Here is a 16,330-nt window from a genome sequence, read left to right as displayed (position 1 = left end):
TCGTGAAACCAGGTCACAAATCATTTTCCTTCAAGCGGTCTACATCAACAATTCCCCGTCGTCCATCTATGGGCCACTCACCGCCGCGTGCTGTCGGCGCGGTGCGTTCCACCCATCCAAGCGAGGGAATACCGCATGCCACTTGCCCTTTATGCGCTCACCGCCGGCGCCTTCGGCATCGGCGTCACCGAATTCGTCATCATGGGGCTGCTGCTGGAGGTCGGTGCCGATCTCGGTGTGTCGATTTCGGCTGCGGGCCTGCTGATCACCGGCTACGCGCTCGGTGTCGTGGCCGGCGCGCCGCTGCTCGGCGCCTTAACCGGTCGGTGGCCGCGCAAGACGCTGCTCATGGCGTTGATGGTCGTCTTCACGCTCGGCAATCTCGCCTGCGCGCTCGCCCCGGATTACTGGACGCTGATGGCCGCCCGGGTGCTCACCGCCTTCGCGCACGCCTCCTTCTTCGGCATCGGCTCCGTGGTGGCGACCGGCCTCGTCGCGCCGCACCGCAAGGCCTCGGCGATCGCCATCATGTTCACCGGGCTCACCGTCGCCAACATTCTGGGGGTTCCCTTCGGCACCTGGCTTGGCCAAGCCTTCGGCTGGCGCGCGACCTTCTGGGCGGTCACGCTCATCGGGCTTGCCGCATTCGCCGTCATCGCCGTGCTCGTGCCGCGCGAGGAAAAGGCCGGGCCCGGCGAGTCCGCCGCCGGAAACGGCCTCTCGGTTCTCGCCCGCCCGCAGGTCCTGCTGGGCCTTCTGACGACCGTCCTGAGCTGGATCGGCGTGTTCGCCGCCTTCACCTATGTCGCGCCGATCCTGACGCAGGTCGCGGGCTTTCCCGAGGCCGCGGTCTCGCCCGTCCTGCTCGTCTTCGGCGGCGGTCTCATCGCCGGCAATCTCCTGGGTGGGCGCTTCGCCGACCGGCGGCTGGTTCCTGCGGTGCTCGGCACGCTCGTCGCGCTTTCGGCCGCCCTCTTCCTTCTCGGTTTCGCGGTGCATGACCGCATCCTTCTCGTCATTGCCGTCGGGCTCTTCGGCGCGGCCGCCTTTTCCACGGTTCCGCCCCTGCAGATGTGGGTGCTGGAGAAGGCCGAGGGCGCGGGCCAGGGGCTCGCCTCCAGCTTCAACATTGCCGCCTTCAACCTTGGTAACGCCATCGGCGCCTGGTTCGGCGGCGTCGTCATCGACCACGGGCCAGGGCTTTCCGCCCTGCCGCTGGTTGCGGGGCTGGTGCCGCTCGCCGCCCTTGCCGTCGCCGTGGCGAGCATTCGCCGTGAACGTGCCGCCGTCCTGGCACCCCGCGGCTGCGCATGAATTCTTCGCGCCAACAGATGCACAAATGGAGAAACGACATGGAATATCGACGTCTCGGCGCTTCCGGCCTGAACGTTCCCCTTCTCAGTTTCGGCACCGGAACGTTCGGCGGAACCGGCCCACTCTTCGGCGCCTGGGGCAACACCGGCGTTGCGGAGGCGCGGCGTCTCATCGACATCTGCCTGGAGTCCGGCGTCAACCTCTTCGACACGGCCGACGTCTATTCGGACGGTGCCTCGGAAGCGGTGCTCGGGGAAGCGCTCGAGGGGCGCCGCCAGGACGTGCTGATCTCCACCAAGACGACGCTGCCCATGGGCGAGGGACCGAACGATGCCGGTTCTTCCCGCTGGCGCCTCGTCCGGGCGGTGGAGGATTCGCTGCGCCGCCTGAAGACCGACTATATCGATCTTCTGCAGCTTCACGCCTTCGACGCCGGAACGCCGGTCGAGGAGGTGCTCGCCACGCTCGACGCGCTCGTGCGCGCCGGCAAGCTGCGCTATGTCGGCGTGTCAAACTTTTCCGGCTGGCAGTTGATGAAGTCCTTGTCGGTCGCTGAACGGCACGGCTGGCCGCGCTATGTCGCACATCAGGTTTATTATTCGCTGATCGGCCGCGACTACGAGTGGGAGCTGATGCCGCTCGGCCTCGACCAGGGCGTGGGCGCTCTCGTATGGAGCCCGCTCGGCTGGGGCCGGCTGACCGGCAAGATCCGCCGCGGTGCGCCCCTGCCGGAGAAAAGCCGCCTGCACGATACGGCGCAGTTCGGCCCGCCGGTCGAGGACGAGTATCTCTTCCACGTCGTCGACGCTCTCGAAACCGTGGCGGAGGAGGTCGAAAAGACCGTCCCCCAGGTGGCGCTGAACTGGCTTACCCGCCGCCCGACGGTTTCCTCCGTCATCATCGGCGCGCGCAACGAGGAACAGCTGCGCCAGAACCTCGGGGCCTCAGGATGGGCATTGACGCCGGAGCAGGTGGCGCGGCTCGATGAGGCGAGCCGGGCCGCCGCGCCCTATCCCTATTTCCCGTACCGGCGCCAGGAGGGCTTCGCGCGCCTCAATCCCGCCGCCGTCTGACGCCCGGACGAGCCTCGGCCGCCGCGGTGCGGCGGTCGGGATCACTGCAACAGAAACTCTCCAGTCACGCTGCGCCATTCACTGGGAGAGACCAGGTGCTGGTGGGTGTAGGTGACCGAGTGCAGCGGTCCATCGAGCGTGTCGCGCCAGAAATCGATGAAGCCGCGCAGCGCCGGGAACTTGGGCGCGATGTCGTATTGCTGCCAGACGAAGGTCTGCAGCAGGTGTGGGTGATCGGGAAGGTGATAGAGGACTTTTGCCGTGGTAAGGCCATAGCCTTCCAGCATCAGTTCGGTTTCGCGTCTGGTGTGCATGACAATTCCTTGTCTTGTTCCATGCACGGCGATTTTGGCGTCGCTCACGCCTTGCCGTCCACTCGGAAATGCGCCATCTCACGAAAAAGTTCCTTCAGATTCAGTTTGTTAGCAGCATAAGCGCATTGCTGCTACAGGGTTGCATGGTGCGTCCCTCGTCTCATATTGTCGTTGCCGTCAGAATGGTAATAATGCCGGCAGGAGCCGCGCCGCGTCCCCGCGGTGCCTGCCAGACCATCCCATCCGGAGGAGAAAAAATGTCCGACGTGCATGTTCATCCTGTCCAGCCCGCGTGGAAAGAACGCGCGCTGATCGACAGCGAAACCTACGAGAAATGGTACAGGGACAGCATCGAAAATCCGGAGGTGTTCTGGGCCGAGCACGGCAGGCGGATCGACTGGTTCACGCCCTTCACGAAAGTGAAGAACACCAGTTTTGAAGGGGATGTATCGATCAAGTGGTTTGAGGACGGCGTGACCAACGTCGCCTACAACTGCATCGACCGGCACCTGGAAAAGCGCGGCGACCAGACGGCGATCATCTGGGAGGGCGACGACCCCTCCGACGACAAGAAGATTACCTATCGACAACTTTACGAGCATGTCTGCCGGCTGGCCAATGTGCTCAAGTCGCGCGGCGTGAAGAAGGGCGACCGGGTGACAATCTACATGCCGATGATCCCCGAGGCGGCCTACGCGATGCTGGCCTGCGCGCGCATCGGCGCCGTTCACTCGGTGGTCTTCGGCGGCTTTTCGCCCGATTCGCTGGCCGGGCGCATCGAGGACTGCCAGTCGGATTTCATGATCACCGCCGACGAGGGCGTGCGCGGCGGCAAGAAGATTCCGCTGAAGGAAAACACCGACAAGGCGATTGCCATCGCCGAGAAGGCGGGTGCGAAGGTGCGCCACGTGCTCGTCGTTCGCCACACCGGCGGAAATGTCGACTGGGCGGGTGGCCGCGATCTTTGGTATCATGAGGAGACGGAAACGGCGGAAACCGAGTGCCCGCCCGAGAAGATGAACGCGGAGGACCCGCTCTTCATTCTCTACACCTCCGGCTCGACCGGCAAGCCGAAGGGCGTGCTGCACACCACCGGCGGCTATCTCGTCTACGTCTCAATGACGCATCAATACGTCTTCGACTATCACGACGGCGACATCTACTGGTGCACGGCCGATGTCGGCTGGGTCACCGGCCACAGCTATATCGTCTACGGACCGCTCGCCAACGGCGCTGTCACGCTGATGTTCGAGGGCGTGCCCAACTATCCCGACGCCTCCCGCTTCTGGCAGGTGATCGACAAGCACCAGGTCAACATTTTCTACACCGCGCCGACGGCGATCCGGGCGCTGATGGGCGCAGGCGACCAGTTCGTGACGAAGACCGCGCGCAAGTCGCTGCGCGTTCTCGGTACGGTGGGCGAGCCCATCAATCCGGAAGCCTGGGAATGGTATTACAACGTGGTCGGCGAGAGACAAGTGCCCATCGTCGATACCTGGTGGCAGACGGAGACCGGCGGCATCCTGATCACGCCGTTGCCCGGCGCCATCGACCTGAAGGCCGGTTCCGCCACCAAGCCCTTCTTCGGCGTGAAGCCGCAGCTCGTGGACAATGAAGGCCACGAGATCGAAGGCGCCGGCGCGGGCAATCTCTGCATTGTCGATTCCTGGCCCGGCCAGATGCGCACCGTCTACGGAGACCACGACCGCTTCGTGCAGACCTACTTTTCCACCTACAAGGGCAAGTACTTCACCGGCGACGGCTGCCGCCGCGACGAGGATGGCTTTTACTGGATCACCGGCCGCGTCGACGACGTCCTGAACGTCTCCGGCCACCGCATGGGCACGGCCGAGGTGGAATCGGCGCTCGTCTCCCACGACAAGGTGTCGGAGGCCGCCGTTGTCGGCTATCCGCACGACATCAAGGGGCAGGGCATCTACTGCTATGTCACCCTGATGGCCGGCGAGACGGGCTCCGAGGAATTGAAGAAGGAACTGGTCGCCCACGTGCGCAGCGAGATCGGCCCCATCGCCTCGCCCGACAAGATCCAGTTCGCGCCGAGCCTGCCGAAGACGCGCTCGGGCAAGATCATGCGCCGCATCCTGCGCAAGATCGCCGAGGACGACTACCAGGCGCTGGGCGACACCTCGACGCTGGCCGATCCGGCCGTCGTCGAGGACCTGGTGGAAAACCGGCAGAACAGGAAGTAGCCGGCGCTGAAAAATGCCCCGCCGCCCGTGGCCGTACTGCCGCGGGCGGCGTCGGGAATCGCCCGTCTGCTATGGGGCAGGCTTGTCGGGTTCCATGGCGAGGAACTTGCCCGCATTGGCGATAGCCCTGCCGGCGCCAAGCAGCGACAGCCCATGCCAAACTGTAACCTGGTTGGCCGTCAAAACCATGCGGCCGGTCCGTTCTTCGAGATGTTCCACCAGATCGAGGCTGTTGATTGCCGTGTCCGGGATGAGGATCGGCTCATCGGATCCGGCCGGCAGCGACTTGGCGAAACGATCGACCTCCTCGATGAGCGAGAGACGGAATGAACTTGGACCGTCGGGTGAGCCCAGTGCGTGCCACCGTTCCACGGTGATCCCGGCTGAGCCGAGGCATGTTGCAAAGGCTTGCGTTACCGGTTCCGGATACGCTCCGAGGAGATACACGTTTTTCCTTTGAAGGGAGTGCAAGGCGGAGATGAAGGCCAGAGTCGTGCTGGTGACCGGACGCTCGGCCATTTCGCTTACTGCCTTCGCCTGCGCCCGTGCCCAGGACAGGCCTCCGATGAAGCTGCCGCTGGTGCATGCCCAGACAATGGCGTCACAGCCTTGCGCCGCAAGCTCGCGCGCGACAGGTCCGATAACGTTCGGATCACCCGTTTGATAAAGGTCCACTTCGAAGTGCCCGCCGGTGATCTTCGACAGAAGGGTGAGCGCGGTCACGTCGTGGTGCCCCCTCGCCAAAAACCATGTATCGAGGTCATGCAGCTCGGACTTGATTGGATCGTCCGGCAAAACGATCCCGAGCTTCGGTCGTGCGCTTCGTCGAGTGAGCATAAAATGGCCTCCTCATACAGTCATGCCAGCGGCCACGTGCGCGGATCAAGATTGAAGCGTCGTTTTCTTTGAATGGCGGCTTCGATGTAAGCGGCAAGGCCTCCTCATTGGATCGAAGGCCGTCTGTCTTCACAGCGGTGCTGCATCTAATCCCTGCTTTAGCGAAAACGACCCGGCACCCTTGCACCGTCCCGCCGCAGCCTCCACATTGGGCGCCGTGTGCAACGAAACGAAAGGAGGTGATCCAATGTCGAGTGAATTCAGTTCCAGTGTGGTCTCGGCGGATTGCCTTTCCCGGGAGCAGCCTCTCGGTTGAAGTGCATGACGCGCGGTGCGGGCAAAGAAGCCTGCTCGCTGACCGCGCCGGGAACGGATACACGGAGGGCCGTCCCGTTCGGGACGGCCCTTTCTCTTTGCCTGCCCCAAGATCTCGGAATCGGGCGATTCAGATCACGCGGATGGCGAAGGCACGCACTGCCGATTCCATTTGGATTGATCTTTTAACCGATCTTCTGTCCGGTCTTGGCCCAATCGGCGAGGAAGGCCTCGAGCCCCTTGTCGGTGAGCGGGTGCTTGACCAACGCCTTCAGCACCGACGGCGGAACCGTCGCCACGTCGGCGCCGATGAGGGCCGCCTGCTTGACGTGGTTCATGGTGCGGATCGAGGCGGCGAGGATCTCGGTCTCGAAGTCGTAATTGTCGTAGATCGTGCGGATCTCGGCGATCAGCTCCATGCCGTCGATGCCGGTGTCGTCCAGCCGGCCGATGAAGGGCGAGATGAAGGTGGCGCCGGCCTTGGCCGCGAGCAGCGCCTGGTTTGCGGAGAAGCAGAGCGTGACGTTGACGTTGCGGCCGCTGTCGGTCAGCGCCTTGCAGGCCTTGAGGCCGTCCATCGTGAGCGGCACCTTGATGCAGATGTTGTCGGCGATCTCGGAAAGGATGTCGGCCTCGCGCATCATCTCCTTGAACTCGACCGCCGTCACCTCTGCCGAGACCGGGCCGTCAACGATGTCGCAGATCTCTTTTGTCACCTCGAGGATCGGCCGGCCGGATTTCATGATGAGGGAAGGATTGGTCGTCACCCCGTCCAGGAGCCCGGTTTCGCCGAGTTCGCGGATTTCGTTGACGTCTGCCGTGTCGACGAAAAACTTCATGTCTGTCTCCTTCTGGCTGGCCGGGCCCGGTCGCGCCCGCCCCTCATTTAAGCTCGGCCTTGCTCTAAACCAAGAAACCGGCAAGGTCACGTCCGATGAATCGAGATTCGCCGCGCAAGCATGTGATTCCCGTCATGGTGCCCGTCCCGACGGACCGGCCCTATTCCTATGCCGTCCCGGAAGCGGTAGAAGTACCGCCAGGGGCCATTCTGCGCGTGCCGCTCGGGCCGCGCGAAGTTGCGGGCGTGGCCTGGGACGGCGACGGCGAGGCAGTCGATTCAAAAAAGCTCAAGGAGATCTCGCAGGTCTTCGACTGTCCGCCCCTGCCGGCGGAGATGCGCCGCTTCATCGAGTGGGTCGCCGCCTACACGCTGTCGCCGCCGGGCATGGTGGCGCGCATGGCGCTGCGCGCGCCGGCGGCCTTCGACCCCGAGCCGCCGGTGGAAGGCCTGCGCCTGACCGGCAACCGGCCGGACCGGATGACGGCGGCCCGCGAACGCGTTCTCGCGCAAGCCGCCGATGGCCAGGCCTGGACGCGCTCCGGCCTGGCGCATGCGGCAGGTGTTTCGCTTTCCGTGGTGGACGGGCTTGCCGGCCAGGGCGTGTTCGAGCGGGTGGAGATCCCGCCGCGGCCGCTGGTAGCGCGGCCCGATCCGGCGTTCGGCCGGGCGGAGCTGACGCCCGACCAGCAAGCGGCGGCCGAGCGCCTGCGCGAGAAGGCGGCTGCCGACGGCTTCGGCGTCACCCTTCTCGACGGGGTGACCGGGTCGGGCAAGACCGAGGTCTATTTCGAGGCCGTGGCGGCGGCGCTGGAAAGAGGCGGCCAGGTGCTCATCCTCCTGCCGGAGATCGCGCTCACCCAGGCGTTCCTCGAGCGCTTTCACGATCGCTTCGGGGCGAAGCCGGCGGAATGGCACTCGGACCTGGCGCCGAAAAAGCGCGAGCGCGTCTGGCGGCAGGTGGCCGAAGGCCAGGTGCGGGTGGTCGCCGGTGCCCGCTCGGCGCTTTTCCTGCCCTTTTGCGAACTGGGCCTGATCGTCGTCGACGAGGAGCACGACCCCGCCTACAAGCAGGAGGACCGGGTCTTCTACAACGCCCGCGACATGAGCGTGGTGCGGGCACGCTTCGGGGATTTCCCGGTGGTGCTCGCCTCGGCAACGCCGTCGCTGGAAAGCCGCGTCAACGCCGACCAGGGGCGCTACGACCGCATCGTGCTGCCGGCGCGCTTCGCGGAGGCGGCCATGCCGGACCTTTCGGCGATCGACATGCGCAAGGCCCCGCCGGAACGCGGCGGCTTCCTTTCGCCGGTTCTCGTCGAGGCGATCGGCCAGACCCTGGCGCGCCAGGAGCAGGCGCTGCTTTTCCTCAACCGCCGCGGCTACGCGCCGCTGACCCTGTGCCGGGTGTGCGGGCACCGTTTCCAATGCCCCAACTGCTCGACCTGGCTGGTGGAGCACCGTTTCCGCCGGCAGCTCGTCTGCCATCATTGCGGGCACAACGAGGCGCAGCCGGAGGCCTGCCCGGAATGCGGGACGCTAGACCATCTGGTTCCCTGCGGGCCCGGCGTGGAGCGTATCGCCGAGGAGGTGGACCGGCATTTTCCGGACGCCCGCACCATCGTGCTTTCCTCGGACATGATGGGCGGAGTGAAGCGGCTGCGGCTGGAGCTTGAAGCCATCGCCGAAGGGGAGGCGGATATCGTCGTCGGCACGCAGCTCGTCGCCAAGGGGCACAACTTCCCGGGCATGACGCTGGTGGGCGTGGTGGATGCGGATCTCGGGCTTGCCAATGGCGACCCCCGTGCCGCCGAGCGCACCTTCCAGCTCCTTTCCCAGGTGACGGGCCGTGCCGGCCGCTCGGGCAGGAAGAGCACCGGTCTCCTGCAGACCTACCAGCCGGAGCATCCGGTCATGCGGGCGCTGGTCTGCGGCGATGCCGAGACCTTCTATGAACGCGAGATTGCCGAGCGCGAGCGCGCTGTCCTGCCGCCCTTCGGCCGCCTGGCGGCAATGATCGTGAGTGCCGCCAGCCGCGCGGAGGCCGAAAGCCATGCCCGCGCTCTGCGCCGCGCCGCGCCGGTGGTGAACGAGATCGCCGTCCTCGGCCCCGCCGAGGCGCCGCTGGCGCTGGTCGCCGGCCGGCACCGCTTCCGCCTGCTGGTGCACGGCACGCGGCGTGCCGACATTCAGGCATATTTGCGGACGCTCTTGGAGGCCGCGCCGAAGCCGCGGGGGTCGGTGCGCGTGCAGGTGGATATCGATCCGCAGAGCTTTCTTTAAAGAATTCATCTTATTCGTCCGCTGACAGAGAAGGCCCAGACGGGGTATTAGGCTGGGCCTCAACTTGCGCTCGGAGATGTTGCAGATGAACTTCGCCTTTCCCTGGCCCTATAGCCAGGGCGAGTGGCTCGCCTGGGGGGCGGCTGCTTTCACCATTTTCCTCGGTCTTGTCGCCATGTTCGCGCCGCGACTGGCCTTGCGCGCGCTGCGGTTGGCGGCGATGGAGGGACGCCCGGATGCCCTTGCCGCATCGCGGGCGCAGCTCGGAGGTTTCTATATCGGCGTTGGGGCCTCAGCGATCCTTTTCGCTCAGCCGCTCATCTATCTGACCCTGGGGCTCTCCTGGGCGCTGGCCGCCTTCGGGTGCATCGTCTCCATGATGTCCGATCGTGGTAACACCCTGCGCAACTGGGGTGGGCTCGCCCTCATGCTCGCGCTGGCGGCATTGCCGCTTGCCTTCGCGTTGGGTTTCGTGCCCTGATTGCCGCGCGCGGCCGCGAAACGGGGATGCGACAATGGGGCCGTAAATCCCGGGGGCCCGCGTGTTGCGAGTCCCGCGGGCCTGTGCTAGACGGCATTCGGCTTTCGGCCGGGGGACGGCGGCGCCCGTTCGCCTGTGTTGAATAACTATCAACAAGGTCAGAGATTTAGCCCGAGTCTTCGCGCTCCAGCATCGGATCTCTCGACCCAAGCTCAAGAGAAGAGACCATCCCGTGGCAGAATCTGGCTCGATGATCTCCGGAGTGGCAGGGCGCTACGCGCGGTCGCTGTTCGAACTGGCCCAGGAATCGAACGCCGTTGCCTCCGTGGAGAGCGATCTTGCCCGTTTTGAGGCGTTGCTCGAGGAGAGCGAGGATCTCCAGCGGCTGGTCAGGAGCCCGGCCTTTTCAGCCGACGATCAGTTCAGGGCCCTCGGCGCCGTCCTGGACAAGGCGGAGATCGGTGGGCTGACCGGCAATTTTCTTCGTGTCGTGGCGAGAAACCGACGCCTTTTTGCCGTGCCGCAGATGATTCGCGCCTTCCGCGAGATTGCCGCGGACGCGCGCGGCGAGGTGGCTGCGGAGGTGACCTCCGCTCATGCGCTGACCGCCGCTCAGGAGCGGGAGCTGCAAGAAAGCCTCAAGGAGGTTGCCGGCAAGGACGTGGCGGTGAAGCTGACCGTCGATCCCTCGCTGCTCGGCGGCATCGTCGTTAAGCTCGGCTCGCGCCAGATCGACACGTCGCTCAAAACCAAACTCAATTCGCTCAAGCTTGCACTGAAAGAGGTCGGCTGATGGATATCCGCGCGGCGGAAATTTCCGCAATTCTCAAGGACCAGATCAAGAATTTCGGCAAGGAGGCCGAGGTCTCGGAGGTCGGCCAGGTGCTTTCCGTCGGTGACGGCATCGCTCGCGTTTACGGCCTCGACAATTGCCAGGCCGGCGAGCTGGTCGAATTCCCCGGCGGCATCAAGGGCATGGCGCTGAACCTCGAGGTCGATAATGTCGGCGTCGTGATTTTCGGCTCCGACCGCGACATCAAGGAAGGCGACACCGTCAAGCGCACCGGCGCCATCGTCGACGTGCCGGTGGGACCGGATCTGCTCGGCCGCGTCGTCGACCCGCTCGGCAATCCGATCGACGGCAAGGGCCCGATCAAGGGCGTCGAGCGCCGCCGCGTCGACGTGAAGGCGCCGGGCATCATCCCGCGCAAATCCGTGCATGAGCCGATGGCGACGGGGCTCAAGGCCATCGACGCCCTGATCCCGATCGGCCGCGGCCAGCGCGAGCTGATCATCGGCGACCGCCAGACCGGCAAGACCGCCATCGTGCTCGACACTTTCCTCAACCAGAAGCCGCTCAACGAGGGCGACGACGAGAGCCAGAAGCTCTACTGCGTCTATGTCGCCGTCGGCCAGAAGCGCTCGACGGTGGCCCAGTTCGTGAAGGTGCTGGAGGAGCGCGGCGCGCTCGAATACTCCATCATCGTCGCTGCCACGGCCTCGGACCCCGCACCCCTGCAGTTCCTGGCGCCGTTTGCCGGGTGCGCCATGGGCGAATATTTTCGCGACAACGGCAAGCATGCCGTGATCGGCTATGACGACCTGTCCAAGCAGGCCGTCGCCTACCGCCAGATGTCGCTGCTCCTGCGCCGGCCGCCCGGCCGCGAGGCCTACCCCGGCGACGTGTTCTACCTGCATTCGCGCCTTCTGGAGCGCGCGGCCAAGATGAACGAGGACAACGGCGCGGGCTCGCTGACGGCGCTGCCGATCATCGAGACGCAGGCCAACGACGTTTCGGCCTATATCCCGACCAATGTGATTTCCATCACCGACGGCCAGATCTTCCTCGAGACGAACCTGTTCTTCCAGGGCATTCGTCCGGCGGTGAATGTGGGCCTCTCGGTCTCCCGCGTGGGTTCGGCCGCGCAGATCAAGGCCATGAAGCAGGTGGCCGGCTCCATCAAGGGCGAGCTGGCGCAGTATCGCGAGATGGCCGCCTTCGCCCAGTTCGGTTCCGACCTCGACGCGGCCACGCAGCGCCTGCTCAACCGCGGCGCCCGCCTGACGGAGCTTTTGAAGCAGCCGCAGTTCTCGCCGCTCAAGACCGAGGAGCAGGTGGCGGTGATCTTTGCCGGCGTGCAGGGTTATCTCGACAAGCTGGCGCTCGACGATGTGACGCGTTTCGAGGAAGGCCTCCTGTCGCACATGCGCTCGGAAGGCAAGGAGGTGCTTGAGGCGATCCGCAAGGAGAAGGCGCTCTCGGACGAACTGCGCGGCAATCTCAAGGCCGAGATCGACGCTTTCGCCAAGAACTTCGCTTAAGAGGGCTGATCGCGCATGCCTTCGCTCAAGGACCTCCGCAACCGGATCGCTTCCGTCAAGTCGACGCAGAAGATCACCAAGGCGATGCAGATGGTCGCCGCGGCGAGACTGCGCCGCGCGCAGGACGCGGCCGAGGCCGCCCGGCCCTATGCCGAGCGCATGGACGACGTGCTCGCCAATGTCGCCGGTTCGGTGTCGGGCAGCGATGCGCCGCCGCTGATGGCCGGCACGGGCAAGGAGGACACGCATCTTCTGATCGTGTGCACCGCCGAGCGCGGGCTGTGCGGCGGCTTCAACAGTCAGATCGCGCGGCTCGCACGCGAGCATGTGCGCAAGCTTCTCGCCGACGGCAAGCAGGTGAAGATCCTGTGCGTCGGCAAGAAGGGCTACGACATCCTGCGTCGGGAATACAGCCAGCTCATCATCGACCGGATCGACCTGCGCGAGGTCAAGCAGATCGGCTTCGGCAACGCCAACGAGATCGCCAAGCGGGTGATCGGACTCTTCCAGGAAGGTGGCTTCGACGTCTGCACGCTGTTCTACTCGCAGTTCAAGTCGGTCATCAGCCAGATTCCGACCGCACAGCAGATCATCCCGGCGGCCGTCCCGGAAACGCAGAGCGCGGATACGGACGCGCACTACGAGTACGAGCCGGATGCCGCTTCCATCCTGGCCGATCTCATTCCCCGCAACATCGCGGTGCAGATCTTCCGGGCGCTGCTCGAGAATGCCGCCGGCGAGATGGGGGCGAGGATGACCGCCATGGACAACGCGACACGCAATGCCGGTGAGATGATCGACAAGTTGTCGATCACCTACAACCGCCAGCGTCAGGCGCAGATCACCAAGGAACTGATCGAGATCATTTCGGGCGCCGAGGCGCTTTAACGGACTGAAGAAGGGTAGAAGAATGGCTAAAGCAGCGACCCCCAAGAGGGCCTCGGCAGGTACGGCCAAGACCACCGCGGCGAGCAAAGGTTCCGCCAGGAGCACAGCCGCGTCCAAGCCGGCCGCAAAGCCGACCAGAAGAGGCGCCGCCAAGGCAAGTGCGACCACCTCCACGCCCGCGACCCGCGCCAAGTCGAGCGGTGCCGTCGGGACCGTCCGGCAGGTGATCGGCGCCGTCGTCGACGTGCGCTTCGAGGAGGATCATCTGCCCGCCATCCTGAACGCGCTGGAGACCGATAATCACGGCAACCGGCTGGTGCTTGAGGTTGCGCAGCACCTCGGCGAAAACACGGTGCGCTGCATCGCCATGGACGGCACGGAAGGGCTTGTCCGCGGCCAGGAGGTCACCGACACGGGCGCACCGATCTCCGTCCCCGTCGGGCCGGAGATGCTTGGCCGCATCATCAACGTGATCGGCGAGCCGACGGACGAGGCCGGGCCGATCACGGCGACGGAGATGCGCGGCATCCACCAGCCCGCACCCACCTATGTGGAGCAGTCGACGGAGTCCGAGATCCTGGTCACGGGGATCAAGGTGCTCGACCTGCTCGCGCCCTACGCCAAGGGCGGCAAGATCGGCCTTTTCGGCGGCGCCGGCGTGGGCAAGACGGTGCTCATCCAGGAGCTGATCAACAACGTCGCCAAGGCCCACGGCGGCTACTCGGTGTTCGCCGGTGTCGGCGAGCGCACCCGCGAGGGCAATGACCTTTATCACGAGTTCATCGAATCGGGCGTGAACAAGGCCGGCGGCGGCGAGGGATCCAAGGCCGCGCTCGTCTATGGCCAGATGAACGAGCCGCCCGGCGCCCGCGCCCGCGTCGGCCTGACGGGGCTCACGGTCGCCGAGTATTTCCGCGACCAGGGCCAGGACGTGCTGTTCTTCGTCGACAACATCTTCCGCTTCACTCAGGCGGGTTCGGAAGTGTCGGCGCTGCTCGGCCGCATTCCCTCGGCCGTGGGCTATCAGCCGACGCTGGCCACCGACATGGGCGCCCTGCAGGAGCGCATCACGACGACCACCACCGGCTCGATCACCTCGGTGCAGGCCATCTACGTGCCGGCCGACGACCTGACCGACCCGGCGCCGGCCACCTCCTTCGCCCACCTAGACGCGACGACGGTGCTCAACCGCGCCATCTCCGAGAAGGGCATCTACCCGGCGGTGGATCCGCTCGATTCCACCTCGCGCATGCTCGACCCGATGATCGTCGGCGAAGAGCACTATCAGGTAGCGCGCGATGTGCAGCAGACGCTGCAGCGTTACAAGTCGCTGCAGGACATCATCGCCATCCTGGGCATGGACGAGCTTTCCGAAGAGGACAAGCTGACGGTGGCCCGCGCCCGCAAGATCGAGCGCTTCCTGTCGCAGCCCTTCTTCGTGGCCGAGGTGTTCACCGGCTCGCCCGGCAAGCTGGTCGACCTCGCCGATACGATCAAGGGGTTCAAGGGCCTGGTGGCCGGTGAGTACGACCACCTGCCGGAGGCGGCTTTTTACATGGTCGGCACGATCGAGGATGCGGTTGAGAAGGCCGAGCGCCTGGCGGCGGAAGCGGCGTGATTTGGGCCGACGGTCAATCGTAATGGTGAATAGGGAGTAGCGGATAGGGAATCGTGGCTTGGTGACGGCCGGTCTTTCCGGCCATTCACTATTCACCGTTCGCTGTTCACTGGGTTGCATATGGCAGAAGCATTCAAGTTCGATCTGGTCTCGCCCGAACGGCTCCTGTTTTCGCAGGACGTCGATCAGGTGGTTATCCCAGGCACCGAGGGCGAGATGACGGTGCTGGCCAACCATGCGCCGACCATGACCAACATCAGACCGGGGGTCATCGTCATTTCCCACGGCGGCAGGGAAGACCGCTACGTCGTCTTCGGCGGCTTTGCCGACGTCCTGCCGGAAGGCTGCACGCTCCTTGCCGAGTCGGCCGTGCATGTGAACGAACTCAACCGCGAGGATCTCGCCCGCCGCATTCAGGAGGCGCGCGAGGACGTTCAGGATGCCGAAGATCACGAGACCCGCACGCGGGCCGAGGAATTTCTGGACCAGCTGACAACGCTGGAAGGCGCCATCCTGCCGGCGTGACGGAGCTGCTGGTTAGCCGACGCATTCAAGCGCGGTCATTTCACGCCCATTCTCGCCCAAGCTTTGCGTAAGCCATTGCTGTTGCTCGCGAAGTCCGGCCAATCTGAACTCGGATTCGCCTAGCTTGGCCTCGGCAATGCTGATCTGTGCCTCGACGGTTGATATCTGGACCGACACGGTTGCGGCGCTTAAGCCGGTCGCCGCACCCCGCGCGCCCGGAAGGAAGGAAGCGGACTCCAATGCCCGTTTCATCGCCTGCAACCTGGAAAGCTTCTCGCGCAGCTGCCCTAAGCGTACGCGGATGGTCTCGATTGTGCTGGCTGTAGAGAGCTTCTGCCGGCTCACTTTGCCCAGTTCTCCCGTGACATACCGTTGGTTTTGCCGAAGAATGCGGCATCGCTGCGGATCTTTTTCCCTGTTCTCCAATTTCGTCTCCTGTTAGCCTTCCTTCCTTCTGCAGGATAAGGCGGGTCTGACGGGCGTGGATAAATTGCCATCCTGGCGCGTGCTGTTTGCGGCGCTGATCTTCGCGATTTTTGCCGGCTTTGGGGGGCATTTCGCAGCGTCGATGAGGGCGGAGCGCGCGGTCTGGTCCTTTGCCGAATATCCACACCCCTCCCATGACGAAAGAACCCTCGAAGAACGCGCGCGGGTCGAGCGCCTGACGAAAGCAAACAGGCAAGACGACGCCTGCACCGCATGGGCCAAGGCGGAATTTGACCTATACCAGCGACGTTATCCCGCATTTTTGGAAACCAGCGATCTCGATGAGCGGTTCAGAAGGTGGAAGTTCCATATTGCGCTCGACAGGCGCGGGCCTCTCACGCAATGCCTATCGGCCGCAGCGGTCGACACGCTTATCGAACTTCCGACGGTTCCCACCGATCTCTACTTCTGCGGCCGTTTCTCGCGCCGGGCCGCCAATGCGTTCGAGGAGAAGCTGGTTGGGTTGATGGAGGAGCTTTTTGTTTACGCGCAATCGGCCATCGAGGGGCCTGTCGATACGTTGCTTCTGGCCAATGAACTGTCGGATTATGTCGAACTCAGTCCAGACGTCGCTTATTACTTCCATCATCTGACGACGCCGATTTTCCTGGAAGAAGTCGGTCCACGCGACACGAGCCATCTTGATCCCTTGATCAGTCGGGAGCGCCGGGCTTTCCTGCGGCAGGCGGCTGAGGAGAGGGACCTCGAGGCCGTTCTGGAAACCATGCCGTCCTGCCCGCTTCGCCTGATGAAAGACCCCTCCGGCGAGCGGCTGTAGGGCCGATCGCCGGCCCCCGCGATGAAACAAAAAGCCGTGCCGTCTGTTCGC

15 protein-coding genes are annotated in these 16,330 nt (G+C 64.7%); 11 read left to right on the top strand and 4 right to left on the bottom strand.

Going from position 1 to position 16,330, the window contains the following annotated elements; all coding sequences use genetic code 11:
* The first annotated feature begins 135 nt into the window (after window positions 1-135).
* Both SIN08_RS19385 and SIN08_RS19380 read left to right on the top strand, forming a co-directional pair.
* Window positions 136-1,314 (top strand): MFS transporter, encoded by a 1,179-nt coding sequence (locus tag SIN08_RS19385; protein ID WP_322453241.1) that lies wholly within the window; start codon window positions 136-138, stop codon window positions 1,312-1,314.
* Window positions 1,315-1,352: 38 nt separating this feature from the next.
* Complete coding sequence (locus SIN08_RS19380) at window positions 1,353-2,387, top strand: aldo/keto reductase (RefSeq protein ID WP_322453240.1); 1,035 nt, start codon at window positions 1,353-1,355, stop codon at window positions 2,385-2,387.
* A gap of 41 nt (window positions 2,388-2,428) precedes the next feature.
* Here the strand turns inward: SIN08_RS19380 and SIN08_RS19375 are convergent, their stop codons facing one another.
* Window positions 2,429-2,701, bottom strand: a complete 273-nt coding sequence (locus SIN08_RS19375; RefSeq protein WP_322453312.1) for an usg protein — start codon at window positions 2,699-2,701, stop codon at window positions 2,429-2,431.
* Window positions 2,702-2,958: 257 nt separating this feature from the next.
* Between SIN08_RS19375 and acs the strand changes: the two genes are divergently transcribed.
* Complete coding sequence (acs, locus tag SIN08_RS19370; RefSeq protein ID WP_322453239.1) at window positions 2,959-4,911, top strand: acetate--CoA ligase; 1,953 nt, start codon at window positions 2,959-2,961, stop codon at window positions 4,909-4,911.
* Window positions 4,912-4,980: 69 nt separating this feature from the next.
* Here the strand turns inward: acs and SIN08_RS19365 are convergent, their stop codons facing one another.
* The gene (locus SIN08_RS19365; protein WP_322453237.1) at window positions 4,981-5,748 is read right to left on the bottom strand and encodes a hypothetical protein; all 768 of its coding nucleotides are present in this window, start codon (window positions 5,746-5,748) and stop codon (window positions 4,981-4,983) included.
* A gap of 500 nt (window positions 5,749-6,248) precedes the next feature.
* Window positions 6,249-6,902, bottom strand: coding sequence for a fructose-6-phosphate aldolase (gene fsa / locus SIN08_RS19360; RefSeq protein WP_322453236.1), 654 nt, complete (start codon window positions 6,900-6,902; stop codon window positions 6,249-6,251).
* Window positions 6,903-6,997: 95 nt separating this feature from the next.
* On the opposite strand from fsa, the gene SIN08_RS19355 reads away from it, so the two are divergent.
* The 7 genes from SIN08_RS19355 to SIN08_RS19325 all read left to right on the top strand — a co-directional run bounded on the left by SIN08_RS19355 (window position 6,998) and on the right by SIN08_RS19325 (window position 15,015).
* On the top strand, window positions 6,998-9,181 hold the full coding sequence (locus SIN08_RS19355; RefSeq protein ID WP_322453235.1) for a primosomal protein N': 2,184 nt from the start codon (window positions 6,998-7,000) through the stop codon (window positions 9,179-9,181).
* Window positions 9,182-9,266: 85 nt separating this feature from the next.
* Window positions 9,267-9,662 carry a DUF4345 domain-containing protein gene (locus tag SIN08_RS19350; protein ID WP_322453234.1) on the top strand — a complete coding sequence of 132 codons (396 nt, stop codon included), beginning with the start codon at window positions 9,267-9,269 and terminating at the stop codon, window positions 9,660-9,662.
* Between the two features lie 232 nt (window positions 9,663-9,894).
* A complete protein-coding gene (locus tag SIN08_RS19345) occupies window positions 9,895-10,455 on the top strand; it encodes a F0F1 ATP synthase subunit delta (protein ID WP_322453233.1) in 561 nt (186 codons plus the stop codon).
* Complete coding sequence (gene atpA, locus SIN08_RS19340; protein ID WP_322453232.1) at window positions 10,455-11,984, top strand: F0F1 ATP synthase subunit alpha; 1,530 nt, start codon at window positions 10,455-10,457, stop codon at window positions 11,982-11,984. Before SIN08_RS19345 ends, atpA begins: the two co-directional genes overlap by 1 nt.
* Window positions 11,985-11,999: 15 nt before the next feature.
* Window positions 12,000-12,872 carry a F0F1 ATP synthase subunit gamma gene (locus SIN08_RS19335; RefSeq protein WP_322453231.1) on the top strand — a complete coding sequence of 291 codons (873 nt, stop codon included), beginning with the start codon at window positions 12,000-12,002 and terminating at the stop codon, window positions 12,870-12,872.
* A 22-nt stretch (window positions 12,873-12,894) separates the two neighbouring features.
* Window positions 12,895-14,490: a F0F1 ATP synthase subunit beta gene (atpD, locus tag SIN08_RS19330; protein ID WP_322453230.1), complete on the top strand. Its 1,596-nt coding sequence runs from the start codon at window positions 12,895-12,897 to the stop codon at window positions 14,488-14,490.
* A 120-nt stretch (window positions 14,491-14,610) separates the two neighbouring features.
* Window positions 14,611-15,015, top strand: a complete 405-nt coding sequence (locus SIN08_RS19325; protein WP_322453229.1) for a F0F1 ATP synthase subunit epsilon — start codon at window positions 14,611-14,613, stop codon at window positions 15,013-15,015.
* A 12-nt stretch (window positions 15,016-15,027) separates the two neighbouring features.
* Here the strand turns inward: SIN08_RS19325 and SIN08_RS19320 are convergent, their stop codons facing one another.
* Window positions 15,028-15,441 (bottom strand): hypothetical protein, encoded by a 414-nt coding sequence (locus SIN08_RS19320; RefSeq protein WP_322453228.1) that lies wholly within the window; start codon window positions 15,439-15,441, stop codon window positions 15,028-15,030.
* A gap of 55 nt (window positions 15,442-15,496) precedes the next feature.
* On the opposite strand from SIN08_RS19320, the gene SIN08_RS19315 reads away from it, so the two are divergent.
* Window positions 15,497-16,279 (top strand): hypothetical protein, encoded by a 783-nt coding sequence (locus SIN08_RS19315; RefSeq protein ID WP_322453227.1) that lies wholly within the window; start codon window positions 15,497-15,499, stop codon window positions 16,277-16,279.
* Window positions 16,280-16,330: the final 51 nt, after the last annotated feature.

This window comes from Chelativorans sp. M5D2P16 (assembly GCF_034427935.1).
Lineage (GTDB): Bacteria > Pseudomonadota > Alphaproteobacteria > Rhizobiales > Rhizobiaceae > Chelativorans.
Note: the sequence above shows the minus strand (reverse complement) of the source record. Positions and strands in the feature narration are given on the sequence as shown.